Origin of the sequence: Euzebya sp. (assembly GCF_964222135.1) — a bacterium.
In the GTDB taxonomy this organism is placed as follows: Bacteria; Actinomycetota; Nitriliruptoria; order Euzebyales; family Euzebyaceae; genus Euzebya.
The window spans coordinates 49182-72567 of sequence record NZ_CAXQBR010000030.1 but is presented as its reverse complement, the minus strand read 5'-3'; the positions used below and the strand labels follow the sequence as shown (position 1 = coordinate 72567).

The window sequence follows — 23386 nt, the reverse complement described above, 5'->3', positions numbered from 1 at the left end:
CGCGGCGGGACGGGGCGGTGATCAGAGGGCGTCGCCGGGGGCCATGGACTGGTAGCGCTCGCGGGCGCGGGAGTCCGCGGCAGAGGCGCCGTAGCGCGACAGCATCTGGCGTGACCGCCACCCGGCCAGGCGCATCAGGCTGTCGTCGTCCATCCCCGCCCGGCGCATGTTGTCGGCGAAGGTGTGGCGGAACATGTGGGCGTGCAGGCGGGGGATGTCGGCCTGCTCCGCCCGCCGCTTGACGATCTGGTTGATGCCCGAGGACCCGAGCGGCCCGCGGCCCTGCGCGCCGAGCCACAGCGCGGCCTCCTGCGCGTGCTGGTGGCGGGCCCGCACCCGCAGGTACCGGTCGATCGCCATCCCCGTCCGGCGCCCGAACGGACACGCCCGCATCCAGTTGCCCTTGCCCGTGACCCACACGACCTTGTCGACGTCCAGGTCCACGTCAGGCAACGTGATGCCGGTCATCTCGCCCAGCCGCATGCCCGTGTCGATGAACAGCCGCAGGATCGCGTGGTCGCGGCGGTCGACGAAGTTCTTGCCGTCACAGGTCCCCAGCAGCGCCCGCTGCTGGTCCGGCGACAGGATCGGCACCGGCTGCTCGGGCACCCGCGGCGGCCGCAGCTTCGCCATGGGGGAGTGCTCGACCTCCTCCTCGGCCTCGAGCCACTTGAAGAACTGCTGCAGCGACCGATACCGGAACGCGACCGTCGCCGGCTTGCGCCGATCCGCGAGGTCGGCCAGGTACTCGGTGACCGTCTCGCGGGCCAGCGGATCCAGGTCCCGGTCCTCGGCGAAGTCGACCAGCTGGGCCACCGAGGACACGTAGGTCTCGACCGTTCGCTCGGACCGGTTCGCGGCTCGAAGCCACCGCGAGAAGGACCGGCTCAACGCCTCGATCTGGCTCCGCGATCTCATCCGAGAACCGCCCCGTTTCCGCTCTCTGGACGGGTCCAAAATTCCGTCCATTATCTGCTGTCTGAGCGGTACGCTACCGGACGATCTCGCCGAAGTGAAGCGAAAGTGCTGGTCAGAGGCGTTTTGTGGGCCGGGCGGGGCTCGAACCCGCAACCAATCGATTATGAGTCATCTGGAAACCGCATCTGGGAGTTACAGACCCGGGCTGCACGCGGGATCCCGGATGTCGACAGAGGTGGCTGCACCACGCGGTTACAGCGGTCCGTGGTGCAAACCGTGGTGCAGCGCAGGACGCAGGGCGGCCCGCCGACGGGAAAGACGACGGGCCGCATGAGCAGCCGACCAAACGGGGATTCGACCGGCCACTGCGCACCCTAGCCAGCGGCCTCGGCTGGCGGTAGGCCCAGATCGACGGTCTGTCGGCACCACGGGCACGACGCGCGCCCACGCGGAGGTTCGAGCGCGAGGTCGATGGAGGCCTTGAACGGGTTGGTGCAGTGCGGGCAGCGGCCGAGCAGCGGCGCGACGAGCGGTGGCCTGGTCATGCCGGGATGCTGCCCGTCGGGTGCGACGTCCAGACGTTGAAGGCGGCGCCCGCCTGCACGGGGGGGCGATGCAGGGCGGGCGCCGCGGCGGGAGGCTACCGATCCGCGAGAGGGTCGGCCAAGTCAGCCGCGGACATGACGATGCCCCCGGCCGCCGCGAGGGCCAGCCGGGGGCATCAGCACAGGATGTCGGTGAGCGTGCAGGTGGTGTCGCCCACGTCGTCGAGGGTGTCGTCGCCCAGGTCTCCGGCGCCGTCGAGCAGCTCGCCGACGGCCCCAGCAGGTGGATCCGGGGTCGGCTCCCCGGGTGGGTCGGCTGGCTGAGGCGGTGGTGGAGCTGGTGGGACCGGGTCGGGTGCCGGTGCTGGACCGGGCTCGGAGCCGGGTGGGGCAGCTGGTGGGGGCGGGTCGCGTGACGAGGTCGCTTCGCCGTCCGGGGTCGCAGGCTCGCCGACGGGTGGCGGGTCGACGGGTGGGATGAGGAGGGGGACGATGCCGGCGTCCTCGAGCTGTTGGACGAGGACGCGGACCTGCTCGGTCAGGGTGGCCACCTCCGCAGACAGGTCGGTGACGCGGCCCTGCAGCTGCTCCTCACGTTCGAGTTCGACCTCGAGCTGGCCGAGCGCCTGGTCGAGACGGTCGAACGCCTCCTGACGTGACGCCAGCAGACCGATGACGAGCGCCAGGAACCCGCCGGCGACCAGCACCGCGGCGAACCCGACACCGGTGCGCCAGTCGGCCAGCCACCGCCCGAACGCGCGCAGCCGGGTCACAATCCCACCGCCGCGAGGGCGACCGCCGTGACGATCGCGACGAGGATCGGGAACACGAACGAGCCCCAGATCAGCCGACGGTCGTCCTTGCGGTCGTTGATGACCCCGTCGATGTCGTCGCGTGCCTCCTTGATCGACGCCTCCAACGCCTGCCGCTCGGCGGTGTAGGTGCCGACAGGCACGAACTGGAGTCCCTCGATGCGTTCCTCGAGCCGGTCGAACCGCTTCGAGCTCTCCTGCTCGTTGCGGTCCAGCCGTCGGGCGATCTCCCCGAGCGTGACCCCTTCATCGCGGCCCGGGGGTGGTGGAATGGCGGACACGGTCAGCGGCCGCTCGCGTCGGGCCGCATGTACGCCACCGCGGCGGTGCCCGCCCCGCCGCCGACGAGGGCGAGGAACGCGTCGAGGTCCATGTCGACGACCCCGATCGCGCGCAGCAGGGCGAGCGCGAGGCCGGCGATCACCACGGTGACGATCGCCGCGGCGACCTTCGGGTTGGGCCGGTACGCGTACCACCAGGCGGTCGGCACCGGCTGTGCGCCCGGCGGCGGCGGCGGTCCGGTGGGGTCGTCCCAGGTCATGCGGCCAGTCCCTTCAGGTAGGCGAGCTCGACGGCGTTCGCCGCGGCGTGCGTCTCGGCGCGGGTGGGGCCGGCGAGCTCGACGACATCGCCGGCGAGCTGCCGGTCGAACCCGTCGACCGCAGGGCCGCCGACCAGGTAGACGCGGCCGACGCGCTGGCGGGCGGCGAGCGGGCCGACGTGGACGTGGAGGGTGGCGGCGAGCCCGCGGGCGATCCGCTCATCGACCGGATGACCGGAGGCGTACCTCACCGCCACCTCCAGGTCAGGCTGTGGATCCGGCTCGACCGGCCGGCCAGCCTGCTCGAGCTCGCGGTAGTGAGCCTCCATCGAGGCGACATCGCCGGCGCCGACCATCCCCGACAGCGGCAGCCCGCGGGTGGCCTGCCAGGCGAGCGTGGCGGCGCGGGTGAGGGGGCCGTACTCGCCGTCGACGACCAGACCGGCGTCGGCGACGTGGTTCAGCTGCTGCTGCCAGATCACCGCGGCGTCGCCCGAGTCGCCCAGCATCAGGATCGCGCCCTCCGGCCGGGTGGGACCGCCGCCGGCGGCCGCGCCCGTGTAGCGGGGCCGGAACACCACGACGCGGACCATCCCACCCAGGTCGCGGGTCTTCCGCAGCACGGCGCCGCCGTTGGTCTGGGAGCCGGCGCCGGAGGTGTTGCCCTCGATGGTCTGCCAGCGGCCGCCGCCGAGCGGCTTCTCGAGGATGATGTAGTGCTCGATGCGTCCCTTGCCGCCGGGGAAGTCGACGACTGCGTGGTCGCCCGGCTGGGCGTCGGCGAGGGGGACGGTGCGGCCGGTGCGGGCGGCGTCGACGGCGACCTGCGGGGTGTACGCCGACCGCGACACCGGGTCGAGGCCGGCGAGGATCTGCATGGCGACGCCGAAGGTCGCGCACCAGGCGTAGCCGTTGGCGTGCCCGGCGATCGCCGCGAACGGCTGCCGGTTCGACCCGGCAGGCGACTCGGTGACCCCGAGGTAGCGGCGGGCATGGTCAAGTAGGACCGCAGGGGTGGTCATGAGCGGGCTCCTCAGCTCGAGCGGACGATCGACGTCGGGGGGCGAGGCGGTACGGTCCTGACCGATGACCGCGCACGTGGTGTGCAAGACCTGCGGCGAAGACGTCGACTCAGGGCTCGACGTGGCCGACTGGCAGACGGCTGCCCAGATCGCCGTGACGTGCTCGGAAGGACACGAGCACACCTACACAGGGCCTGACTTCTTCTGGCCCGCCGACGACTAGCCCGCGTGCAGCAGGATCACAGCACGGTCGAGACGACGTCGACGATCGGACGGATCTCGTGGATCGGGTGCACGTAGATGCCCACCGCAGGGATCATGACGGCCAGTCGAACCTCCTGGCCGTCCACCTCGATGTGGGCGCCCCGGCCGACCCAGCAGCTGCCCGTGGGTCCCGGCACCGCAACGTCTCGACCCACCATCAGTCTGGCCAGCGCCACCTGCTCGTCCCGCCCCATCGCAGCCATCTTCACCGATCGGCGTTGCGTCGGTGTGACAGCCCATCGACGATGCGTTCTGCGCTACCCTCAAGTCGCTGGCAGGCGAGACAGGGAGGGGCCATGCCCAACGCGGCATCGGTGATGCGGGACGTCATCATGGCGGACGCTGCCGCAGGGCAGCGCGGCCAGGTCGTGCTCCGCTTTGTGCGCTGGCAGGCATGGCAACGCCTGGCGCGCCGACCCATGACCGTGACCGCATTCGGCAACGCGAAGCTGCGATTGCACCCCCACCGCACCTCGTCAGCTCTCGCCTACTACCACGGCATGCCCGACCCGTGGGAGATGGCCTTCGTCCGCGACGTGCTCCGACCGGGTGACACCTTCCTCGACGTCGGCGCCAACGTTGGTGTGTACAGCGTGCTGGCCGGCTCGATCGTGGCCCCTGATGGTCTGGTTGTCTGCCTGGAGCCCGCCGCCGACACCGCTGAGATCCTCCGGGAGAACCTCCAGCTGAACAACATCCCGGCACGCCTGATCGCTGCTGCGGCGGGAGCCGAGCCAGGCACGGCTGCGATGACCTCCGGGCACGACGCGACGAACCGGATCACCAGTGCCGAGGCCTCCGGTCAGGAGCTCGCAGAGATCGACGTCGTGACGCTGGACGAGGTCTGCGAGAGCCTGCAGCCCGTGGTCGCCAAGGTTGACGTCGAAGGGTTCGAACTCGAAGCCATGCGTGGCAGCAGACGTCTCCTCGCGGACCGGCGACCTGCTGCTTGGCTCATCGAAGTAAACGAACTCAGCGACCGCACAGACCTTGTCGACCTCCTCGACGAGGCCACCGAACCGTTCATCTACGAGCCGCACGAACGGGCGCTCGTGCCGCTCAGCTGGTCCGACGCGGTCGGCCGACGCGACATCAAGAACGTCCTGGCGGTCGCGGACCGCGCCTTCATCGCGTCACGACTCACGCCGGAATCGTCAAGGTGAAGTTCGACCCCGTGCAGCTCGCGTTGCTGATCGTGACCGCGGCGACCGCAGCGATCTGGGTTGCTGCCGTAGTGCGGCATCGCCGGGGTCGTCGTGTCCGTCGGCGTGTGGACGCGTCGGCGCTGCCTCTGCTCGCGGGAGCGGCGACGGTCGCGGCCAGCCTGGGGCTGCTGCGTGTTGCTGGCCCGTTGACTCCGGGTGACGTCCTGCTGGTTGGGTTCGTGGCTGCTGTGGTGGCTGTTCGAGTCCGGCGTGAGGAGCGGCTGTCTCCGCTGCCGCAGGAGATCACGCTGTTTCTGGCTGGGCTGGCGGTGTTCTTCGCCGGCGGGGCCATAGCGGAGCTGTTCGGCGCAGAGCCCAGCTTCGTGGAGTACACCCGTGCGTTGATCGGCGCAGGCGTGCCGCTGCTCGCCTGGCTTGTCTGGCGGCCCCGGTGGGATCAGGTGGTGTTCGCATCGGGTGCAGCCGTCGTGCTGACCGTCGTGCACATCCTGTACGCCATTCCCTTCCAGGAGGAAGGTCGCCGGCTACTGGGTTGGGCGAGCCAGTACAACCACTTCGCCACGGCGGCGATGCTGCTAGTCCCAGCAGCGGTGCTCCTAGCTGTCATCGCGCGGAGTCGGCCGGCGCGGCTGGGATGGACCGCCGCCTTCGTTGTCCTCGCCGTGGGGATCGTCCTGAGTGGGTCACGGGCCGCGCTCGGTGGCCTGCTGGTGTTCGGAGCGCTCGGAGTCGTCCTGTGGTTCAGGAGCCGCACGGTGATCGCCGCCCCGCTCGCTCTGCTGTTGCTGGCCGGCAGCTACGTCGCTTTCATCAACGTCGCCTCCGAGTCCTTGGTCGAGTACAACGCCGTGACGCGAGCGCTGGGATTGCATGAGAGCGGCGCCCTGAGCGATCAGACCCGCGATGTGCTCGTTGACGACGCATGGAGTCGGGTGACCGAACGTCCCGCGATCGGGACTGGATTTGCCAGGACCGCGAACGTCCACAACATCTACCTGCAGGCCTGGGATGTGGCGGGTGCCCTCGGCCTGCTGGGTCTCGCCGTGATGACGTTGGCGGCGGTGTTGATGGGCGTCCGAGCAAGACGTCGACAGGCAGGCGAGATCGTGCCCGCGGTCGGGTTGGTCGCGTTCTTTGCCCACATGAACTTCAACAACTCGTTCTGGGACCGCTACATGTGGCTGTCGATCGGGCTGATGCTCGCGACCTACTGCGCGTCTCGTGTCCGCCGGTCAGATCACCTGCTCGAGCACAACACCGAGCAGGTGCGCGTCTCCTGAGAGATCATCGGAGGCGTGCCCACCGTTGCGTGCTGCTTCGAGCCGTAGCAGCTTGCCGGGCGTGACCGCCAGGTTGGAGATGACCAGAAGCTTGTCGGTTCCGTACTGGGTGGGAGCGGCTGCGATGACGGTCGTCCCCTGGGTGTCAGTGTTGAGCGAGTCGCCGTCGGCAACCTGTCGATGGTCGCATCTCCAGGCAACGTTGCCTCCGCCGGCTGAGGGGTTCGTCCACCAGAGGTAGACGTTGCAGGTGGTCCAGTCCGGCGGGATGTCGACGACGGCGACCGCGGACTCGAACCCGGTGTCGGCGTAGGCGACCGATGACCAGAGGAACCCGGTGCCACCGATGGTGCCCTTGCTGGGTCCGGTCGGAGCTCCGTGGGCTGCCTCGAACGCGCCGGGGGTGATGACTCGTCGGCCGAGGGTCGGGTAGGAGTTCGGCCCGGTGTCGGTGAGGATCTGCCGTCGCTGCCCGGCAGTGCCGTTGATGCCCGATCCGGCTGGCAGACCGGATGGGTAGCCGGGGGTGCGAACGCCGATGACGATGCCGTCGGCGGGCAGGTTCAGGACGCTGTAGCCCTGCAGCGCGGCGTCGTAGGGCAGGTAGCCGCCCTGGACGTACAGGCCCGTGCCGCTCTCGCTGCCCTGGATCGCTGCGCCGGAGCGTTCGATGGTGGGGTCGAAGATCCTCATGCCGGTGCCGGCGGCGCTGATCCCGTTGCTGATGTTGTCGTGGCAGTGGACCCCGCGCAGGGTCGCGTCGACGCCGCCGAGGCCGATGCCGGTGTCGGCGTGGGAGAACTCGCCGCCGTGGACGGTCAGGTCCTCGGCGGCGACGTCCATCGACACGCCGCGTCGGGCGAATCGGCTGACGCCGTGGTTGATGCGGGTGACCTTGCCGCGGATGTGGAACCCGTAGCCCTGCCCGGTGTCGCCGTCGGCACCGAGGGCGTGGCAGTGGTTGAACTCGCCGTCGTAGGACTCGACATGGGTGTCCCACACCGACGACGACCCTTCGCCGAGGTGGCCGATGCCGTGGTTCACCTTCCAGTGGCGTGGGCCGCCGTAGCCGAGGTAGGGCAGGGTCGTGAACACGTGGCGGCAGTGGCGCCCCATGGGGCTGTCGACGATGACGTCGGCGCAGGCGCCGTTCAGCGCGATGCCGTACCCGTAGGAGTCCGCAAGGTTCGGAAGCCCGTCGAAGGTCGGGGCGTTGACGCGCAGCCCGATGGTGTCGGTGACGGAGATCCCGCCGCCTGCCTCGTGGGCGTGGAACCCGTCGACAGTGATGTCGAGGCCGTAGTCGATGCGGAGGCCGTAGCCCTTGTGGGTCGTCGGGGCGGTCGCCTCGATGCGAGGCAGCAGCAGCCGGCCCGTCGCGGGCACGATGCGGGCGTACCGGGCGGTGTCGTCGACCAGGTAGTCGCGGACAAGTGGGCCGTCGAGGTACACCGTGTCGCCGTCGACGGCGATGACGCGGTGCAGCTCGCGGTTCTTCGTGCCGCTGGAGAACCAGGCCGCTTCGGACTGGATCGCGATCACGTCACCGACGGCGAAGATCGACCCCCCGCCGGACGGCAGGCTGATCGACCAGTCGCCGGCCCCGGCATCCGCATCGAGCGGCGTCAGGGTGCTGGTGGACCCCGCGACCCTGAACACCCGGTTGTTGCTCAGCGCCCCGTTGACGATGATGCGGGACTCAGGGTCGGCGACCACCTCGACACCGTTGGGAATCAGCAACTCTCCTCCGGAGAAGAGGAAGTCGCCAGGCGGCAGGTAGAAGCGGTCTCCGGAGGTCAGCGCGGCCACGGCCGCGCGCAGAGCGGTGCCATCCGCGGTGGCCCCATCGCCGACGGCCCCGAACGCCGCCGCCTTCGGGTTCACCGTCGCTCGGTACGTGTTGCCGACGTCCCTGGCGATCTGCTCGGCGATCTCGTGGATCGACGCGGGGTCGTGGGCTTCGGGGACGGTGATGCCACCGACGATCTTGGTCACAGCAGCTCCTCGTCAGGCAGGGTGGTGGCGACGTCGTCGCAGTCGGCGTACGCGGCCTCGACCTCGCCGCAGCTGAGCTCGAGCGCGGCGAGCTGGCCGCAGGTCTGGCCGGGTATGACGCGGTAGTCGACGATGTCGGGGCCGGGCTTGGCGGCCTGCACCGCCGCAGTGGTCGCGTCCGGGTCGGGGGTCTGGGCGGCGAAGGTCTGGACGAGTTGCCGGAACGGCTTGTCGAGGTACTGGTCGTCGATGCCGGTCCGTTCCACCAGGTGCACGAGTCGGGTGGCGTCAAGGGTGAGCCGGACCTCGGCGAGCATGGCGGCACGGCCGCCGCGGATGTACGCCGGGCTGTTCTTCATCCGTTCGCGGCGGCGGTCGGTGGGCAGCCATGGGGCGGGGGTGAGGCCGACGGTCATCTCGTACCAGCCGAGCGCGTAGGCGGGGACGGTGTCGGGGTCGAACACGGCGGCGTAGCCGACGCGGCCGTCGCGGGCCCGAGCGATCTTCTCGATCTCCCACAGCGGCTCCGCCAGAGCGGAGATGACAGCGAGGTACGCCCAGCCGTGAGCCGCGTCGTCGCCTCGCATGGCCGGGCCGACCCAGTCGTAGATCGCCAGGGTCGTCGGGGAGCACAGCGGCGGCGCGTAGGCGATGTCGGTGCCCCATGCGGTGTCGGCGTCCCACGGCTGGTCGGTGGTGGCGATCAGGTCGGAGGGGACGGCGGTCACGTCTCGAGGACCTCGGCGGTGCGGAGCGCGGCCAGGATGGCGTTGACCTTCGCCTCGACCGCGTCGAAGCGGGCGTCGATGTCGGGGAGGACGTTGGCCACCAGGTCCTCACGCAGCGCATCAGCATCGGCCGGCGCGTCGGCCGGATCCGTGATCGTCGTCGGGGTGACGTCGCCGATGGCGGCCTGCTGGGCGACGTGACCGTCCGCTCCGGTGACCGCGACGTGGTCGGTCAGGGCTCCGTCGAGAGCGGTGACAGCGTCCGCGACGGTGCCGAGGTCGTCGGTGGTGGGTGCGCCGATGGCCGCTGGGGTGACCTCGTCGGTCCCGCCGGTCGCGTGGGTAGCCGCATGCGCGATGGTCGCCGCGCCGATCGCCGCGGGGGTCACCTCGTCCGCCTCGCCGGCGGCATGCGTGTCGGCGTGCGCGACGGGGGTGCGGGCGTCGCTGAGCCGCGCGTCGTTGCCGGCGGCGGCCTGCTGGGCGCCGGTGCCGAGCGTGCGCAGCGACGCGGTGGCCGGGTCGTCGTCGGTCGGGACGGTCCACCATTCGAGGCCGGTCTCGTCCGCCTTCACCCGCAGGACTTGCAGGGCAGCGCCGGCGCCGCGGCCGAGCGCCGACGCGGCGATCGATGCGAGGGTCACCCAGGCAGACCCGCCCTCGGACGCCTGCAGGATTCGGCTGCCCGACGGGGAGGACCCGCCGATGCCGACCTTGGCCTGCAACGCAAGGACGGCCTGGCGGATGGTGTTGGTCCAGTTGTGCGCCTGGCGGTGCTCGTCATAGGTGACGCCGTCGGTGTCGAGGTAGCCGGACTGCCGGTAGCCGGTCAGGTCGGGCAGGTTCTCGTCGGTGTCGAGCTGGGCCGGGTAGTTCGTGTCGCCAGCAGCCACAGGGCCTCCAGGTTCAGGTGACGGTGCCGGTCACCGTCGACGGGTCGTCGTCGGCGTCGACCGGGGACGGCAGCGGTGCGATGCCGGGCAGGACGACGGGGTCGCGGCCGCCGTTGACGAGCACCTCGGTGATCAGCTCGAGCCCGGCGACGCGGTCGAGGGCGGCGGCGATCTCGGTCGGGTAGATGATCAGCTCGGCGGCCCACTCCCCCGACGCGCGGGCGCCGGCATTCGCGGGGGACAGCCAGGTGGTGACGGTGGCGATGCCGGCGGCGCGGACCTCGAGCGGGTCGTACCCGGTCTGGGCGGTGGCGGTGAAGTCGATGTCGACGCCGGTGTAGGTCGGGTCGATGACGTGGCCGATGAACCCGAGCTCGCGGCGGGCCTCGAAGGTGGCGAGGATGTCGGCCTTCGCGCCGGCTGTGACCGGGAGCCCGAGGTCGTTGTGGACGATGACGGTGACGTGCCGTTCGGCGTCGGTCGCCCCGGTGTCGGGGTCGTAGTTGGCGATCGCGACGGCGCGGGCGACCTCGGGGTGCTCGAGCGCGGCGTCGGCGAAGTTCTCCGGGGTGATCAGCCGGTCGCCACGGCGACGCCTGAACGCGACGAGCCGGTTCACGTACTCGAGCGCGGACTCGGCATCCACACCACCAGCGGAGGTGGAGGTGGTCACTACGGAGGCGACGGCGGCCAGCTGGTCGACCGGCACCAGCCCAGCCGGTTCCAGGCCGTTCGCGTGGCTGCCGGCGGTGATGGCCTGCATGACCACGCCGGTGGCGGTGGTGTCGCCGGGGTCGATGGTGAGCGGGTCGACGAGTTCGAACTGGACGAACCGGTCACCGGCCAGCCGGTACGCCATCCGCACCCCGGGCTCGATGGTGTAGCCGGCGTCGTCGACCATCGTCCACGTCGTCTCGACCGTGGCCGGCGCGGCGTCGATGAACGCGACCCCGTCGATCTTCACGCCGGAGTCGCGGAACGCCGCACGGGTCACGTCGACGACGGTGAGACGCAGCTCGGCGATGCGGGTCATCACCCCCTCGACGGCGGCGACCAGCGGGTGGCCTTCGTTCACCGCCGCGCCGGTCTGCGCTTCGAGCTGGGCGATCTGCCGGACGGTCAGGTCGACGGGGTCGACGGGCAGCGGGTAGTCGACGAACGGGTCGCTCACGGGTTCACGTCCACGGTGATCGTCAAGGTGCCGGTGTCGTCGGCTCGGTCCTCCACCACGCGGACGGGGACGCCGGGGACGAACCGGGCGGCGGCGGAGGTGAGCTCGGCGGTGTCGAACTCGCGGATCCCGGTCGGGTCCGGGATCCCGTAGCCGGGCGCGGGGATCCGCTCGCCCTGCCGGGTGGCGGCCAGCACGGCGACGTTCTGCCGGGCCTCCTCCTCGGAGCCGACCTCCACCATCACGAAGGCGCCGTCGACGACACGGACCGGCCAGGCGAGCGTGTCGGCCATCAGCAGCTCCTCACACGTGGGTGTGGGCGCCGACGACGCCCAGGGCGAACGGGATGATCACGGCGGCGTCGAGGTTCCCGTTCGGCACCAGCGCGACCGCCGGACCGTCGGCGGGCGGGGCCTGCTGGTCGCCGACGCGCATGTAGCTCGCGGGGCCGCGCAGCCGGTCGGTGTCGTCGACCTGCCACCGGCACGTCCCGTCGAGGTTGGCGGACCGGATGGTGCAGCCGACCAGCTCGAACTGGACCGGGATGTTGCGCGGGAACCTGGCCATGCAGCGTCCCTTCCAGGGTCAGATGTAGGTGGCGCCGGGGATGAGGCCGCCGTGGGTCCAGGCGCGGCCGTCGGTGGCGGAGAACACGCCGACGCCGTAGCGGCGGCCGCGCGCTTCGATGGTGGTGCCGTCGCCGCGGGAGATCGCCACGTGGGTGGGGTCGCCGGTCATGCGGAACAGCGCGGCGCCGTAGGTGCGGACGGCCTCGCCGACGGGGATGAGCCGGCCGGCGTCGCGGCAGGCGGCGTACTGGTTCTTCGACCCGCCGGGGAACGACAGCCCGACGGTGCGGGCGGCGGCGGTGGCGAGGCCGGAGCAGTCGAACGCCGACGGGCCCTTGGCGCCGAACACGTACGGCTTGCCGGTGTGGGTCATGGCGGCGGCGACGACGTCTTGGACGATCCGGCGGCCGCCGACGCCGGCGAGTTGGGCGCCGACGAGGGCGCCGAGGCTGCCGGGGTCGGCCTCGTGTGGCGGTTCGACCAGGGCCGGTTGGGCGCGGGTCAGTTGGATGGTGGCCTCGGTGGAGCCGTAGGTCCGTTCGATCTCCTCGACCATCCAGTCGCCCGACGCCGGCCCGTGGTCGTCGACGGTGACGGCCTGGGAGGGCGGGGCGGCCCACAGCTGGGCGTCGCAGGTGACGGTGGCCTTGACGGCGGGGGTGCCGGGGGTGACGTCGAACTCGATGCGGGTGATGCCGCCGTACCCCTCGCGGATGACGAACGGGCCGGTGCGGCGCATCAGCCACTCGTCGGCGCCGATCACGATCCGGTTCGCGGTCGCGAACCTGCGCATGGCGACCTGCTCGGCGGTGCGGCCGAGCGCCTGCCAGCTCGACTCGCCGACCTCGGTGGTCAGCTCGGTCGGGGTGGGGTCTTCCGCGTCGATGTCGTAGCGGATCCACGGGTGCCGTTCGACGATGCGGCGCCACCACGCCCCGCGGGTCGCCACCCCGGGGCCTTGGGCGACGGGCGGGTTGGGCTTGTCGTGGACGAGGTCGGCGGCGGCGGCGTCGATGAGGGTGAGCTCGAGGTCGGTGCCGACCCGCCGGTAGGCGAACAGGTCCCACAGGATCCCGTCGACGACGGACTGGGAGCGCTGGTCGAGCAGCGGGGAGCGGAGAAGCCGGCCATGCCGATCGGCGACCACCACGGTGAGGGTGGAGGCGTCGCGGATGGACCGGAGCATCCGTGCGTTCAGGACCGTCGCGATCGCGGAGAGCTGTTCGCCTTCGAGGCTGATCTGGTTGACGCCGTAGGTGCCGAGCCCGGCGACCAGGCTCGACGTCGGCGCCGAGGACGATGAGGGGCCGCGCGGCCGGGACGGGTCGGGCTGGCCGGCCGGTGTCGTCTCGCCGGTCGCGACCTCGGTGTTCGCCAGGTTCGCAGCGGCGTCCCGGGCAGCGGGGATGAACGGCCGGTGGTCCCCGGACGCGATCGACGACCACAGGTTGAGCGACGCGCCGGGCTCGCGGAGGACGGCGGCGACGGCGATCGCGCCGTTCACGGGTGATGCGGTGAGGAAGTCGGGGTGCCGGTGGGCGTACCCCTGGGCGAGCTCGGGCCGGCCGGGCTGCAGCGACCTGACCTGGAGGAAGTTGTACGACGGCCCCCACTTGGGCGGGTCGGCGTCGTCGGGGTTGACGGCCTGCCAGTCGGCGTACAGCAGCCCGTTCGGGTCTGCGTCGGCGCCGGGGCCGGACTCGACGACGGAGGCGGCGGTCAGCTGCACGAGCGTGTCGCCGACGATGCCCTGGTCGCGGAGCAGCATGGCGACCTGCTGCAGCATCAACGTCGAGTTGGTCATGGGGCGGGGAGGGTCAGGACGAGGCCGGCCGGGATGAGGTCCCGGTCGACGAGCGGAGGCCGGTTGGCCTGGTAGATGTCCTCGAACCGACGCCAGTCGCCGTACAGGCGGGTGGCGATGCCGATGAGGGTGTCGCCCGGCTGCACCGTGTACGACGTCGGGAACCCGCCGTCGCCGGCGGTGTCGTCGGGCCGGGTGAACGGCCGGGCCGGCCCGGTGGTGGCGTGGGCTTCCTCGACGGGGGTGGTGTCGGTGAACGCCAACGTCGGCAGCCGCGCCTCGGACAGGTCGACGTGGACGACGGCCTGCATGATCCGGCCCGTCGCGGGGTGTTCGACCTGGCGGACCGGGTCGATGTCGTCGATGACCCAGCGGAGCTGCTGGGACCGGCCGAACGTCAACGCGACCAGCGGGGGGGTCGACTCGGGGTCGGCCTGGTTGATCTTGCGGCCGAATAGGTGGAGGAGCTCCAGCTGTGCCTGCACGTCGTCACGGGGGGTGCCGACGGCGTCGAACAGCAGCTCGAGCCGCATCGTGTGGCGGGGGGTGGAGCCGAACTCGACGACGTCGAGGCCGCGGTCCACGGTCCGGCTGCGCCAGCCGCCGACCCCGCCCCGCCGGAGCGTGTGCGGCTTGTGGTCCAGCCACAAGGTCCGGCGGGGTGGAGGGTCGGTCTGGATGATCGCCCACCCGGACCGGGCAGGCTCGGGCCTGACGTAGCGGTTGACGGTCACCCGATGACCTCGTCGACGAGCTGCTGGCGGCGGACCTCGTCGGCGATCTCACGGCCGATGTTGCGGGCCCGCTGCCGGTCGGTGGTGCCGTCACCGTCGAAGGTGGCGTTGACGGTGATGTGGAAGGTGGCGCCGTCGCCGCCCCGGCGGGGTGCGACGTCAGCAGCGGCGGAGACGGCGTGCAGCTGCGGGGCGGCTGCGGCGGTCTGCCGGTGGTTGAGGATCCACCCGGACGTGTTCGGGACGAACAGCTCGGGGCCGAGCTCCCCGACCCGGTAGGGCATCCCGCCGGCGACCGGCCCGCCGGTGGCGCGCGGCTCGACGGGCAGGACGTTGCGGGGGGCGGTGCCGCCGGAGAACGGGTTGAGCCGGTCGACGACGTCGGTGACGGTCTCGAACCCCGACCGGATGTTGTCGATGATCGGCTGGACGAGCTCCCACGCCTCCTGGGCTCCCTCGACGAGGGCGTCCCACCAGGACGACACCGCGCTGGCGGCCGTCTCGACACCGCTGATCAGCCACTCGACGTGGTCGAGGATCGCCTCGAGGATGCCGGTGACGACCGGGCCGGCTTCGCTGATCGCGGTGTTGATGCCCGGCCACAGCGTGTCGACCCAGAAGCTGAGCAGCGGCTCGAGGACGTTGTGCCACAGCGCCTCGTGGGCCTGCACGATCGCGTCGACGATCGGGGAGATCAGCTCCCACACCCGTCCTGCGGCGTTGGAGATCCGTGGCCAGTTGCTGGTGAACCAGTCGACGGCCGGTTGGATGATCCCGGTCCAGACCGCCTGGATGGTCCCGCCGATGTTGCGGACGATCCCGGCGAGGATCGGCGCCACCTCAGCGGCGACGGCCTGCAGGGTCGGCCACATCACGGTGGACCACCAGACGACCAGCGGCTCGAGGACGTTGGTGCGCAGCCAGCCGGCGGCTTGCTGCAGCCACTGCCACACCGCGTCGACGCGGGCCCGGAAGTCGTCGGACGTCCGGTAGGCGTGCACCAGCCCGGCGACCAGCGCGGCGAGGGCGCCGACGACCAGCACGATCGGGTTGGCCGACATGACCAGGTTGACCGCGGCGACGCCGGCGGCGACCGCCCCGAGGACCGGGACGACGGTGCCGAGGACCTGCCCGAACGTCGACACGACCCCGCGGTTCTCCGCCAGCCAGGCGAGGCCGTCGCGGAGCAGCTCCAGCGGGGTGCGGAACCACGGCAGCACCTCACGCATGCCGGCGGCGCCGTTGAGGAACCCCTGGACGACGGCGACGACGACCAGGCCGATGTCTTCGAGGATGTCGCCGACGGCTTCGATCAGTCCGCGGGACTCCTCTCCGAACACCGAGACGAGGGCCTCCTCGAGCCCGCCGCTGCGGAAGGTGGTGATCAGGTCGCCGGCACGGTCGACGACCCGCCACAGGGCGGCCTCGACGACGTCGGCGGACGGGACGACCGCCTCGAGCTGGGCGGCGAGGTTGGGCAGGTGCACGCCGGCCAGCTCGGCGGTGACCCGGGTGAGACCTTCGAGGACCGGCATGAGGGCGGTGCCGATCCGCTCGCGGTTGTCCTGCCAGATGCCGGACAGGCGACGCTGCTGGTTGGCGAGCGAGTCGGCGGTGCGGGCCAGGTCGCCGTGGGCGGCTCCGAGGCTGGCGAGGATGAACTGCTGGCGGAGCGCGACCTTCTCCTGCTCTGACATCGCCGACACGGCGGTGCCGATGCCCTGCTCGAGCGCGAAGGCCTGCAGCGACGCCTCGGACAGGAAGATCCCGAACCGTCGGAGCGGCTCGGCCTCACCGGACAGGCCGGACCGGAGCGCCTCGAACACCTCCTGCGGGTTGGCGTTGTGGAAGCTCGACAGGTCCAGCCCGGCGGTGACGAGCGACGAAGAGAAGTCGTCGAGGTCGCCCTGGGCGATGCCGGCGGCCTGGCCGAACACCCCGAACGTCAACGCGGCCTCACGCAGCTGCGTGTTGGCGATCCCGAACCGGTGGTTCGTCTCCTCGACGTAGGCGTTGATCCCTTCGAGCGGGTCGCCCTGGAAGACGGTGTCGAACGCCTGACGGGTCTCTGCGGCATCGGACGCGGCCTGGGTGAACCGGTAGCCGATCGTCAGCGCGGCGGCGCCGACGGCGGCGGTGAGGGCGGCGAACCCGCGGACCGCGGTGGCGGCGATCCGGCCGACGGACTGGATCGCCGACCCGGCGCCGGAGAACATCCGCCCCATGAGGGTGGCCTTGCGTCCGGCCTGGTCGGATTCCGAGGCGAGGTCGTGGACGTTCCTGCGGGTGGTCTGCAGCCGCCGGTCGACGTCGGCGTTGCCGCGCAGGTCGAGGACGATCGTGATGTCGCCGTTGGCCACCACGCCTCCTCACGTCGGGGCTACTGCTCGTCGGTGATCTCACCCATCGGGATCGGCTCGCCGGCCTGGTCGTCGTTCCACTGGACCGGCTTGCCGGTGATCGCGTGGACGAGCAGGCCGACGTAGCTGCGGAGGATCCGGTGCAGGTGCTCCTCCGCGGCGTTGGTGGCGTGCTCGACGTGGGCGATGTCGTCGATGGGCCGGCCGAGCAGCTCGAGGACGTCGGCGGTCTGGCCGAGAAGCGCCGCACGGCCGGCGAAGTCATGCCAGCCGGTGCGGCGGGTCAGTTTCCCGCGAGCAGCGTCTCGTCGTAGCCGGAGTGGCGCTGCACCGCGGTGGCGGTGACCAGGATCTGCCCGTCGTCGTACAGCCGGCGGATCAGCGCCCGCGGGCCGGTGATCTCGTCGCCGCGGGGCAGGTTCGCCGCGATGGTCTGCCAGTCGTCGGCGAAGGTCGGCCACTCCCCGTCGGGGGCGGTGCGGTTGAACGCGTACCGGTCCCCGTCCGGGGTCTCGGCGAACACGCCCTGACAGGCCTCCAGAAGCAGGGTGACGGCGCCCTGCAGATCCCAGTCGGGCTGGGCGCGCTGCTTCTTTTTCGGCACGTCGAACAGCCGGCGCAGCAGCGCGTGGGGGACCTTCCCGAAGCGGACCTTCACCGCGAAGCGGGGCAGGTCCAGCTTGTCGATGGTCAGGTTGAGCCAGCGGAACTCCTCTTCCTGCTCGGCGATCTCGTCTTCGATGCCGTCGAACAGGCCGGCGCGCATGTCCGCCAGCGGGGAGGAGGGGGCGGCCGGCTGCAACCCGAGGTCGTCGTCGCGGAGTTCGTTGGTCATCCGACGACTCCACGGACGGTGAGGACGCACTGGATCTCGGCCGCCTCAGCGGTGTTCGACCGGCCACCACCGGGCGGCACGACCCCCTTCAGGAAGCCGCGGTACAGGTCGGCCTTGCCGAGCGGCTCCTTGGTCTGGGGGTGGATCGGCTGGTCGATGTACTCGACCGGCGAGGTGATGTGGTTCCGCAGCCACCGGCGGACCTCGGGTTCGACGTCGATGGGGAACGCCGTGGTGAGGGTGATGTCCTCGGTGGTCTTCGTGAGCCCCATGACGGGGAGGTCGCCCTCGGAGCCGGCGCCGGCCCACTTCGATGACTCGACCTCGGTGCGCGGTCCGGTCGTCTCGGCCCAGCCGCGGATGGTGCGGACGACCCGTCCGGTGCGCGGGTCGAGGAAGTTGACCGTCCGCTGTGACGCCGCGGTCGGCCTGATCTGATCGTTCACGGGTGCTCCTCGGGTCAGGCGATCGGGCGGGCGAGCAGGTCGAAGATGACGGTCTCACCGGCCGGGGTCATGGTGACCTCGGCGCGGCCGCGCATCCGGCCGGCGGCGATCTCGTCGGCCGGGTTGACGGTGTCGCCGACGTCGACGGTGAACGCGTCGTCGACGGTGTCACCGAAGATGTCGCCGGCCTCGTAGTCGGCGGTGAGCTCCAACGCGGCGTTGTTCTTCAGCTCCGCGAGGGTGTCGCGGGTGATGTGGCCGCCGACGAACCGTTCGGCGCGGGCGTCGAGGCGGGCCTGCAGCGACATGCCGTAGCGGGCCCAGTTGCCCTGCCGCCACATCGGGTCGGCCGACACCGACCGGAACCCGTACAGGCGGGCGCCGAGCTGCTGGTCGTAGGCCGGGACGTTGATGTGGTCGGCGGTCAGCGCGGTGCGCTGCTGCGCGGTGATGGTCAGCACCGGCTCGCGGAACACGCCGTTGGTGCCGGCGTCGGCGGGGTAGCCCCGCTCGGCGATCGGCATCGTGCTCGGCGTGTTCGTCTGGTCCGCGGTGGCGGTGACCGCGGCGGCGAACACCGACCCGGGCACCCGGCGGGGGATTCCGTCGCCGGTGCCGTACGGCTGCAGGTTGTGCCACACCGGGAACGGCAGGCCGAGGCGGGAGATGTCGACCCCGTCGACCAGGTGCTCGGAGACGGCGTCACGCAGGCCGGCCCAGGTGGTGTGGACGGTGTCGTCGAAGGTGGTGACGAGCGGCGCGTCGAGGTAGGCGACCCGGTTGCGGCCGTCCTTGGCCGCCTGCTCGAGCAGGAGCTCGTGGGCGGCGGTGGAGGTCCACAGCGGCGCGATCAGCTGGCCGCGGCCCCACGACTCGTCGAGCAGCTCGAGGGCTGCCTCGACCTCGGTGAGGGTGAGGTTGTCCAGGTCGTCGTCACCGCCGGCCAGGTCCTGGTCGGCCACGACGGCGGGGATCGCGTCGGCCTCGCCGTCGAGGGTGCCGCGCACCCAGGTCGAGGATTCGAGCTGGTCGACGAGGTCGCCGGCGCCGTCGAAGTCGATGACCCGCTGCACCTCGACGTCGTCGGAGGTGACGACGAGGGTGCGCAGGTCCGCGGACGAGCCGGCGACCACGTCGACGGTCAGCCGGTTGCCGGCCGCGCCGGGCCAGGCGGCCGTGATCGTGACCGCCGCGGCGGGCTCGCCCTCACCGTCGTCGAGGGTGACCTCGGCGGTCGCGTGCGCGGGGCCGCCGGGGACGCGGATGGCGACGACCCTGCGGCCGCGGGTGCCGCGGGTGAGGGCCTCGACGACGTCGTAGGACATCTCGAACCCGACGGCGCGGTCACCGAACGTGTCGCGGTAGCCGACGATGTCGACCAGCGCGACGGGGGTGTCGACGGGGCCCCGTTCGGCGACGATCGGCAGGAACGTCGTGTCGATCGCGGTGGACTCTGCCGGCTGGGCGGGGGCGTTGCCCCACCGGACGTTGGCGCCGGGCGTCACGAGCGTCGTCATGGTCAGCTCTCCTCACTCGTCGTGTCGGCGGCCACGGCGTCGCCGCTGCCGGTCCGGGACTTCCCGCCGCGCGGCTTCGGCGCCGGCGGCGGTGGGGCGGCGGGCGGCCGGGCCTTCACGGCGACGAGCCGGCCGGCGTCGATGTGCGCCTGGTCGTGCGCGGCGATGGTCTTCTCGCCCTCCGGGGGGAGGGTGACGGTGCCGCCGCGGCGGACCAGCCGTCCCGACGCCAGGTCGACGGGCTCGCGGCCCGGGTTGCGGTACTCCATGACGGGGGTGCTCCTCAGTCGAACGTGTGGACGACGGCGACCTGCACGTCGGTCGCGATGGGCGGGTCTGCCGGGGTGGAGGTCGGCGGGACCGGGACGTCGGCGGGGCCGGCGATCGGGTCGACGATCCCGGGGACGTGCAGGCCGACGGTGACGACCCCTTCGCCCTGGTGGCGGTTGCGTCGCCGCACCGACCAGTCGACGCGCTGCAACGTGACGGCCGTGACGGGCAGGTCCGGGTAGTGGCGCTGCTGGACCAGCAGCGCGGCCGCGGCGGCGGTGTACCGGCCGATCAGCCGCACGGCGGGGTGGTACTCGATCGACTCGACCAGCAGCACCACGGCCACCTGGAACTGGCCGGCCAGCTTGCCGGTGCCGTCGTCGACGACACCACGGATCCCCTCGGGGACGACCAGACAGGCTGGCGGCTCGTGCTCCCCGCCGGGGGTGCGGGTCGGCAGGACATCCCACGACCGGATCGGCGGGAGGGTGTCGGCGTCCAGGCCGGCCTGTCGGGCCTTCTCCGCCAGGTAGGCGGTCATCCACTCCTGCAGCTGGCCGAGGACGGCGTCGGCGACGTCGTCGGCGCCGATGATCCGTCCGAACGCCGGCGCGGTGGTCACGACAGGGCCTCCATCAGCCGCTCGAGGATCAGCTCGGCGAGCTCGTCGACGTCGCCGCCGTCCAGGTCGGGGATGAGCGGCCGGACCGCGTTGACGAACCGGGCGTAGTCGATGGCGGTGCCGGCCTCGGCGGAGTCGTCGTCGACGTGCTCCACGCTGGCAGGGCTGTCGCCGGCGAGGGAGTCGAGCAGCGCACCGGTCCGCTGGCCGGGCCGGGTGGAGTGGCCCTCCCGGGCCTTGCGGATGATCGTCTCGGGGTCCAGCGGCGGCCAGGTGCCGGACCCGCCGGACTCGACGTGGTCGACGATCAGCTCACGCAGCCGGTCGACGACGTCGAGCAGCACCGGCCGCAGCTCGGTGACCTGATCGGCCATGTCGTCCAGCTGGCCGGCGAGCCGGTCGGCGCCGTCGATGCGGACGCCGTACATCAGTAGGCCCGCCGGGACTGGTCCCAGGCGTCGGGGCCCTCCCAGGTGGCGGGGCGACGCGCGCGACCGTCGAGGGTGCCGTCCCGCTCGTCGCGGGCAGCGACCTTCAGGCGGGCGAGGCCGTCCTCGTACCAGCCACGCAGCCGGGCCGACAGCTCGCCGTCGAGGTCGACGACAGCCTGGGCGGCCGCGCCGAGCGCGGTGACCGACGCAGCGAGCGGTTCGAGGACGACGGCGAGCTCGCCGACGGCGGCGGACACCTCACCGGAGATCTCGAGGACCGCCTGGTCGGCCTCGGCCTTCCGGATCGTCGTCGTCGCGGTGAAGTCGTCGGTCGTGCGGCCGTGCTCGTCCTTGGTGTACGAGCGCAAGTGGTGAGCCACCGCCGTGGTCGCGGGGGCCCACGGCGGCAGCTCAGCCATCTCGTCAGCTCCCGGTCTCGCCGAGGATGCCCTTGCGCTTCTGGCCGTGGGCCTCGAGGAACAGGATCGCCTCGCGGTCCTCCGGGTGGGCCTTCAGGTGCTCCTGCACCTTCTCGAGGTCCTGCGCGACGACCGGGGCGAGCCGGGCGGCGACGAGGAGCTTCTCGTTCGCCTCGGCCAGGTCCGCCTTCAGCGTCTCCGCGGCCTCCTCGGCCTCGACGGCGCGCGCCTCGATCTTCCCGACGTCGACGCTGTCGGCCGGTACGAGCTTCGCCGTGCCGGGGACCGACACCAGCCGGGGCCGCTCGTTGACCGGCAGCAGGTGCCGCGGTGTCGGGCCGAACACGCCCAGCTCGCCGAGCCGCTTCAGCTCGTCAGCGGTGACGCCGTCGGGCAGCGGCTCGCCGTGGTGGACGACGACCTCGCGGACGTTGGCGCCGGAGCCGACCCGCACGAACGCAGACCGGACGCCGGTGACCTTCTTCTCCTTGGCCATGACGGCCTCCTCACCTCGTGGTGGACGGTGCGCGGACCGGCTCAGGTGCCCGTGATCCGGACGGCGGCCTGCGGCTCCTGCACGATCGGCTCGCGCTCACGCTTGGTGGTGAGCCGCCATGCCTCGGACTTGCCGCCCGGGGAGACCTCGTTCTCGTCGAAGTACTTCGAGGAGATCTTCACGCCGTCGTCCTCGGCGGGGTCGGACTCCTTGCGGACGATGGAGCCGAGCTGGGTGGAGTCGAACACCAGCGGGTCGGTGATGCCGGTCCCGGTCGGCTGGGACAGGATCGTCAGGTTCGCGCCGGGCAGGAAGATGCTGTTCTCCGACACGGTGAAGTCGGCGTCGCCGCCGGCGTAGCGGGCGAGCAGCGCCATGATCTGCGGGTTGGCGACCCACTCGACGAACTTGTCGTGGTCGAGCAGCAGCGTGTCGGGGTCGTAGCCCTCCTGCAGGTCGCGGATGTCGGCGATGGCCTGGAGGACGTGCTTCACCGGCGCGGCGGTCGTCGCCGACCCCCAGTCGGACCCGGTGACGGTGGGGATGAGCGGGAACGCGGCGACGATCTTGGCGATGACCCGCAGGTCGAACGCCTGGATCTGCCGGTTCTTCAGCTTCCGGATGGCCCGGTCGACGGGGTCCCAGCGGAGCTCCTCGACGGACTCGAGGGTGATCTCGGTGGCGAGGCCGACCTTCTTCATCGACTCCCAGATCCGCGCGACGGCGGCGATCACGGTGGTCGGGTAGACGCCGCCTGGGGCGACGACCTCGGGGGCGGCGTCGGCGTAGATGCTCTCGGACTGGCCGTAGGACACCGTCCCGGACGCGGTGGAGGCGCGGCCGCGGAGGATCTTGTCTCCGACGAAGATCTTGTCGGCGATGTCGCGCATGCGGCGGGCGATCATCGCGGGGTCCTTCAGGAACTCCGAGATGTGCGCGACCCCGTCCTCGTCGATGGTGCCGGGACGCGGCGGGTAGGTGACGTCCAGGTTGAGCAGCGACACCAGGCCGCGGGCCAACGCGACCGGCATCAGGAAGGGGGCGAGCAGGCGCGTCAGGGCACGCACGGCCAGGTTCTTCATGGTGAGGGGTCCTCTCAGATCAGCGGGGGGTCGGTGCGTGGGATGGGGTCAGACGCGCAGCAGGCACTCGCCGGTCTCGTCCTGGGCGATGTCCTGCCAGGCGACGCCGATGACGACCTTCGCGTTCTCGATGTCGGTGGCGGTCTGCGCGGTGGCCGAACCGGTCGCGGCGGCGGCGGCGACGGGGGTGACCTCACCGTCGGCGGCAGCCATCAGCAGGTCGCCGGCGTCGACGGCCGCAGCGGCGGTCAGCACGTGGGTGACGCCGATGGTGGTGACGGTGACCAGCTCGTCGGTGGCGGCATCGCGGTCGGCCACGCCGACCACGACGTCGCCGGCGCCGGCCGGGCCGACGGTCAGGTCACCGGTGACAGTGACCAGCTGGCCGCCGGTGATGGCGGCCGAGGCGGTGCGGGTGACGGACCCCGCGGAGTACTTGGGCAGGTGGTCAGACATGACAGGGTCT

The 23386-nt window shown here is 71.6% G+C and carries 29 protein-coding genes; 4 read left to right on the top strand and 25 right to left on the bottom strand.

Annotated elements, in window-relative coordinates:
• Positions 1 to 21 precede the first annotated feature (21 nt).
• The 5 genes from ACEQ2X_RS08215 to ACEQ2X_RS08195 all read right to left on the bottom strand — a co-directional run bounded on the left by ACEQ2X_RS08215 (position 22) and on the right by ACEQ2X_RS08195 (position 3838).
• Positions 22 to 918: a tyrosine-type recombinase/integrase gene (locus ACEQ2X_RS08215; RefSeq protein WP_370325317.1), complete on the bottom strand. Its 897-nt coding sequence runs from the start codon at positions 916 to 918 to the stop codon at positions 22 to 24.
• Positions 919 to 1639: 721 nt separating this feature from the next.
• Positions 1640 to 2236, bottom strand: coding sequence for a hypothetical protein (locus ACEQ2X_RS08210; protein WP_370325316.1), 597 nt, complete (start codon positions 2234 to 2236; stop codon positions 1640 to 1642).
• A complete protein-coding gene (locus tag ACEQ2X_RS08205; protein ID WP_370325315.1) occupies positions 2233 to 2556 on the bottom strand; it encodes a hypothetical protein in 324 nt (107 codons plus the stop codon). Before ACEQ2X_RS08205 ends, ACEQ2X_RS08210 begins: the two co-directional genes overlap by 4 nt.
• Before the next feature lie 2 nt (positions 2557 to 2558).
• A complete protein-coding gene (locus ACEQ2X_RS08200) occupies positions 2559 to 2816 on the bottom strand; it encodes a hypothetical protein (RefSeq protein WP_370325314.1) in 258 nt (85 codons plus the stop codon).
• A complete protein-coding gene (locus ACEQ2X_RS08195) occupies positions 2813 to 3838 on the bottom strand; it encodes a peptidoglycan-binding protein (protein ID WP_370325313.1) in 1026 nt (341 codons plus the stop codon). The genes ACEQ2X_RS08200 and ACEQ2X_RS08195 overlap by 4 nt, the downstream gene beginning before the upstream one ends.
• A 64-nt stretch (positions 3839 to 3902) precedes the next feature.
• On the opposite strand from ACEQ2X_RS08195, the gene ACEQ2X_RS08190 reads away from it, so the two are divergent.
• Entirely contained in the window at positions 3903 to 4061 is a 159-nt protein-coding gene (locus ACEQ2X_RS08190; RefSeq protein ID WP_370325312.1) for a hypothetical protein, read from the top strand.
• Between the two features lie 16 nt (positions 4062 to 4077).
• Here ACEQ2X_RS08190 and ACEQ2X_RS08185 read toward each other — a convergent pair whose 3' ends face one another.
• Complete coding sequence (locus ACEQ2X_RS08185; RefSeq protein WP_370325311.1) at positions 4078 to 4239, bottom strand: hypothetical protein; 162 nt, start codon at positions 4237 to 4239, stop codon at positions 4078 to 4080.
• Positions 4240 to 4398: 159 nt separating this feature from the next.
• Between ACEQ2X_RS08185 and ACEQ2X_RS08180 the strand changes: the two genes are divergently transcribed.
• Positions 4399 to 5265: an FkbM family methyltransferase gene (locus ACEQ2X_RS08180; protein ID WP_370325310.1), complete on the top strand. Its 867-nt coding sequence runs from the start codon at positions 4399 to 4401 to the stop codon at positions 5263 to 5265.
• Entirely contained in the window at positions 5262 to 6548 is a 1287-nt protein-coding gene (locus ACEQ2X_RS08175; RefSeq protein ID WP_370325309.1) for an O-antigen ligase family protein, read from the top strand. Before ACEQ2X_RS08180 ends, ACEQ2X_RS08175 begins: the two co-directional genes overlap by 4 nt.
• Here ACEQ2X_RS08175 and ACEQ2X_RS08170 read toward each other — a convergent pair.
• Genes ACEQ2X_RS08170 through ACEQ2X_RS08130 form a run of 9 tightly spaced genes read right to left on the bottom strand, consistent with a single transcriptional unit; the run spans position 6501 to position 16802 of the window.
• Positions 6501 to 8543 carry a glycosyl hydrolase family 28-related protein gene (locus tag ACEQ2X_RS08170; protein WP_370325308.1) on the bottom strand — a complete coding sequence of 681 codons (2043 nt, stop codon included), beginning with the start codon at positions 8541 to 8543 and terminating at the stop codon, positions 6501 to 6503. The genes ACEQ2X_RS08175 and ACEQ2X_RS08170 overlap by 48 nt on opposite strands.
• Positions 8540 to 9271 carry a hypothetical protein gene (locus ACEQ2X_RS08165; protein WP_370325307.1) on the bottom strand — a complete coding sequence of 244 codons (732 nt, stop codon included), beginning with the start codon at positions 9269 to 9271 and terminating at the stop codon, positions 8540 to 8542. The genes ACEQ2X_RS08170 and ACEQ2X_RS08165 overlap by 4 nt, the downstream gene beginning before the upstream one ends.
• On the bottom strand, positions 9268 to 10164 hold the full coding sequence (locus ACEQ2X_RS08160) for a hypothetical protein (protein ID WP_370325306.1): 897 nt from the start codon (positions 10162 to 10164) through the stop codon (positions 9268 to 9270). The genes ACEQ2X_RS08165 and ACEQ2X_RS08160 overlap by 4 nt, the downstream gene beginning before the upstream one ends.
• Positions 10165 to 10177: 13 nt before the next feature.
• Positions 10178 to 11335, bottom strand: a complete 1158-nt coding sequence (locus ACEQ2X_RS08155; protein WP_370325305.1) for a baseplate J/gp47 family protein — start codon at positions 11333 to 11335, stop codon at positions 10178 to 10180.
• Positions 11332 to 11628, bottom strand: coding sequence for a hypothetical protein (locus tag ACEQ2X_RS08150; RefSeq protein WP_370325304.1), 297 nt, complete (start codon positions 11626 to 11628; stop codon positions 11332 to 11334). The genes ACEQ2X_RS08155 and ACEQ2X_RS08150 overlap by 4 nt, the downstream gene beginning before the upstream one ends.
• A 10-nt stretch (positions 11629 to 11638) precedes the next feature.
• Positions 11639 to 11902 carry a hypothetical protein gene (locus tag ACEQ2X_RS08145; protein ID WP_370325303.1) on the bottom strand — a complete coding sequence of 88 codons (264 nt, stop codon included), beginning with the start codon at positions 11900 to 11902 and terminating at the stop codon, positions 11639 to 11641.
• Positions 11903 to 11920: 18 nt separating this feature from the next.
• Positions 11921 to 13708, bottom strand: a complete 1788-nt coding sequence (locus ACEQ2X_RS08140) for a C40 family peptidase (protein ID WP_370325302.1) — start codon at positions 13706 to 13708, stop codon at positions 11921 to 11923.
• A complete protein-coding gene (locus ACEQ2X_RS08135) occupies positions 13705 to 14442 on the bottom strand; it encodes a LysM peptidoglycan-binding domain-containing protein (protein WP_370325301.1) in 738 nt (245 codons plus the stop codon). Before ACEQ2X_RS08135 ends, ACEQ2X_RS08140 begins: the two co-directional genes overlap by 4 nt.
• Positions 14439 to 16802 (bottom strand): hypothetical protein, encoded by a 2364-nt coding sequence (locus ACEQ2X_RS08130; RefSeq protein WP_370325300.1) that lies wholly within the window; start codon positions 16800 to 16802, stop codon positions 14439 to 14441. Before ACEQ2X_RS08130 ends, ACEQ2X_RS08135 begins: the two co-directional genes overlap by 4 nt.
• 104 nt (positions 16803 to 16906) lie before the next feature.
• On the opposite strand from ACEQ2X_RS08130, the gene ACEQ2X_RS08125 reads away from it, so the two are divergent.
• The gene (locus tag ACEQ2X_RS08125) at positions 16907 to 17116 is read left to right on the top strand and encodes a hypothetical protein (RefSeq protein ID WP_370325299.1); all 210 of its coding nucleotides are present in this window, start codon (positions 16907 to 16909) and stop codon (positions 17114 to 17116) included.
• Here ACEQ2X_RS08125 and ACEQ2X_RS08120 read toward each other — a convergent pair.
• From ACEQ2X_RS08120 to ACEQ2X_RS08075, 10 genes are read right to left on the bottom strand one after another with little or no spacing between them, the layout of a single operon-like run.
• The gene (locus ACEQ2X_RS08120) at positions 17086 to 17637 is read right to left on the bottom strand and encodes a hypothetical protein (protein WP_370325298.1); all 552 of its coding nucleotides are present in this window, start codon (positions 17635 to 17637) and stop codon (positions 17086 to 17088) included. The genes ACEQ2X_RS08125 and ACEQ2X_RS08120 overlap by 31 nt on opposite strands.
• The gene (locus ACEQ2X_RS08115) at positions 17634 to 18083 is read right to left on the bottom strand and encodes a hypothetical protein (RefSeq protein WP_370325297.1); all 450 of its coding nucleotides are present in this window, start codon (positions 18081 to 18083) and stop codon (positions 17634 to 17636) included. The genes ACEQ2X_RS08120 and ACEQ2X_RS08115 overlap by 4 nt, the downstream gene beginning before the upstream one ends.
• Positions 18084 to 18097: 14 nt before the next feature.
• Positions 18098 to 19600: a hypothetical protein gene (locus tag ACEQ2X_RS08110; RefSeq protein WP_370325296.1), complete on the bottom strand. Its 1503-nt coding sequence runs from the start codon at positions 19598 to 19600 to the stop codon at positions 18098 to 18100.
• Between the two features lie 2 nt (positions 19601 to 19602).
• Complete coding sequence (locus tag ACEQ2X_RS08105; protein WP_370325295.1) at positions 19603 to 19869, bottom strand: hypothetical protein; 267 nt, start codon at positions 19867 to 19869, stop codon at positions 19603 to 19605.
• 14 nt (positions 19870 to 19883) lie between these two features.
• The gene (locus ACEQ2X_RS08100) at positions 19884 to 20492 is read right to left on the bottom strand and encodes a hypothetical protein (RefSeq protein ID WP_370325294.1); all 609 of its coding nucleotides are present in this window, start codon (positions 20490 to 20492) and stop codon (positions 19884 to 19886) included.
• Positions 20489 to 20920, bottom strand: a complete 432-nt coding sequence (locus ACEQ2X_RS08095) for a hypothetical protein (protein ID WP_370325293.1) — start codon at positions 20918 to 20920, stop codon at positions 20489 to 20491. Before ACEQ2X_RS08095 ends, ACEQ2X_RS08100 begins: the two co-directional genes overlap by 4 nt.
• The gene (locus ACEQ2X_RS08090; RefSeq protein WP_370325292.1) at positions 20920 to 21291 is read right to left on the bottom strand and encodes a hypothetical protein; all 372 of its coding nucleotides are present in this window, start codon (positions 21289 to 21291) and stop codon (positions 20920 to 20922) included. The genes ACEQ2X_RS08095 and ACEQ2X_RS08090 overlap by 1 nt, the downstream gene beginning before the upstream one ends.
• Before the next feature lie 55 nt (positions 21292 to 21346).
• Complete coding sequence (locus tag ACEQ2X_RS08085) at positions 21347 to 21838, bottom strand: hypothetical protein (protein ID WP_370325291.1); 492 nt, start codon at positions 21836 to 21838, stop codon at positions 21347 to 21349.
• Positions 21839 to 21879: 41 nt separating this feature from the next.
• The gene (locus tag ACEQ2X_RS08080; protein ID WP_370325290.1) at positions 21880 to 22920 is read right to left on the bottom strand and encodes a hypothetical protein; all 1041 of its coding nucleotides are present in this window, start codon (positions 22918 to 22920) and stop codon (positions 21880 to 21882) included.
• A gap of 48 nt (positions 22921 to 22968) precedes the next feature.
• The gene (locus ACEQ2X_RS08075) at positions 22969 to 23376 is read right to left on the bottom strand and encodes a capsid cement protein (RefSeq protein WP_370325289.1); all 408 of its coding nucleotides are present in this window, start codon (positions 23374 to 23376) and stop codon (positions 22969 to 22971) included.
• Positions 23377 to 23386 lie beyond the last annotated feature (10 nt).

What these genes read in the sequence shown, in the direction of transcription:
- ACEQ2X_RS08150 (WP_370325304.1), bottom strand. Translation starts at nt 11,628, where the DNA reads ATGGCCGACACGCTCGCCTGGCCGGTCCGTGTCGTCGACGGCGCCTTC.
- ACEQ2X_RS08105 (WP_370325295.1), bottom strand. Translation starts at nt 19,869, where the DNA reads ATGGAGTACCGCAACCCGGGCCGCGAGCCCGTCGACCTGGCGTCGGGA.
- ACEQ2X_RS08200 (WP_370325314.1), bottom strand. Translation starts at nt 2,816, where the DNA reads ATGACCTGGGACGACCCCACCGGACCGCCGCCGCCGCCGGGCGCACAG.
- ACEQ2X_RS08190 (WP_370325312.1), top strand. Translation starts at nt 3,903, where the DNA reads ATGACCGCGCACGTGGTGTGCAAGACCTGCGGCGAAGACGTCGACTCA.
- ACEQ2X_RS08195 (WP_370325313.1), bottom strand. Translation starts at nt 3,838, where the DNA reads ATGACCACCCCTGCGGTCCTACTTGACCATGCCCGCCGCTACCTCGGG.
- ACEQ2X_RS08085 (WP_370325291.1), bottom strand. Translation starts at nt 21,838, where the DNA reads ATGGCCAAGGAGAAGAAGGTCACCGGCGTCCGGTCTGCGTTCGTGCGG.
- ACEQ2X_RS08095 (WP_370325293.1), bottom strand. Translation starts at nt 20,920, where the DNA reads ATGTACGGCGTCCGCATCGACGGCGCCGACCGGCTCGCCGGCCAGCTG.
- ACEQ2X_RS08180 (WP_370325310.1), top strand. Translation starts at nt 4,399, where the DNA reads ATGCCCAACGCGGCATCGGTGATGCGGGACGTCATCATGGCGGACGCT.
- ACEQ2X_RS08080 (WP_370325290.1), bottom strand. Translation starts at nt 22,920, where the DNA reads ATGAAGAACCTGGCCGTGCGTGCCCTGACGCGCCTGCTCGCCCCCTTC.
- ACEQ2X_RS08075 (WP_370325289.1), bottom strand. Translation starts at nt 23,376, where the DNA reads ATGTCTGACCACCTGCCCAAGTACTCCGCGGGGTCCGTCACCCGCACC.
- ACEQ2X_RS08215 (WP_370325317.1), bottom strand. Translation starts at nt 918, where the DNA reads ATGAGATCGCGGAGCCAGATCGAGGCGTTGAGCCGGTCCTTCTCGCGG.
- ACEQ2X_RS08140 (WP_370325302.1), bottom strand. Translation starts at nt 13,708, where the DNA reads ATGACCAACTCGACGTTGATGCTGCAGCAGGTCGCCATGCTGCTCCGC.
- ACEQ2X_RS08145 (WP_370325303.1), bottom strand. Translation starts at nt 11,902, where the DNA reads ATGGCCAGGTTCCCGCGCAACATCCCGGTCCAGTTCGAGCTGGTCGGC.
- ACEQ2X_RS08120 (WP_370325298.1), bottom strand. Translation starts at nt 17,637, where the DNA reads ATGACCAACGAACTCCGCGACGACGACCTCGGGTTGCAGCCGGCCGCC.
- ACEQ2X_RS08110 (WP_370325296.1), bottom strand. Translation starts at nt 19,600, where the DNA reads ATGACGACGCTCGTGACGCCCGGCGCCAACGTCCGGTGGGGCAACGCC.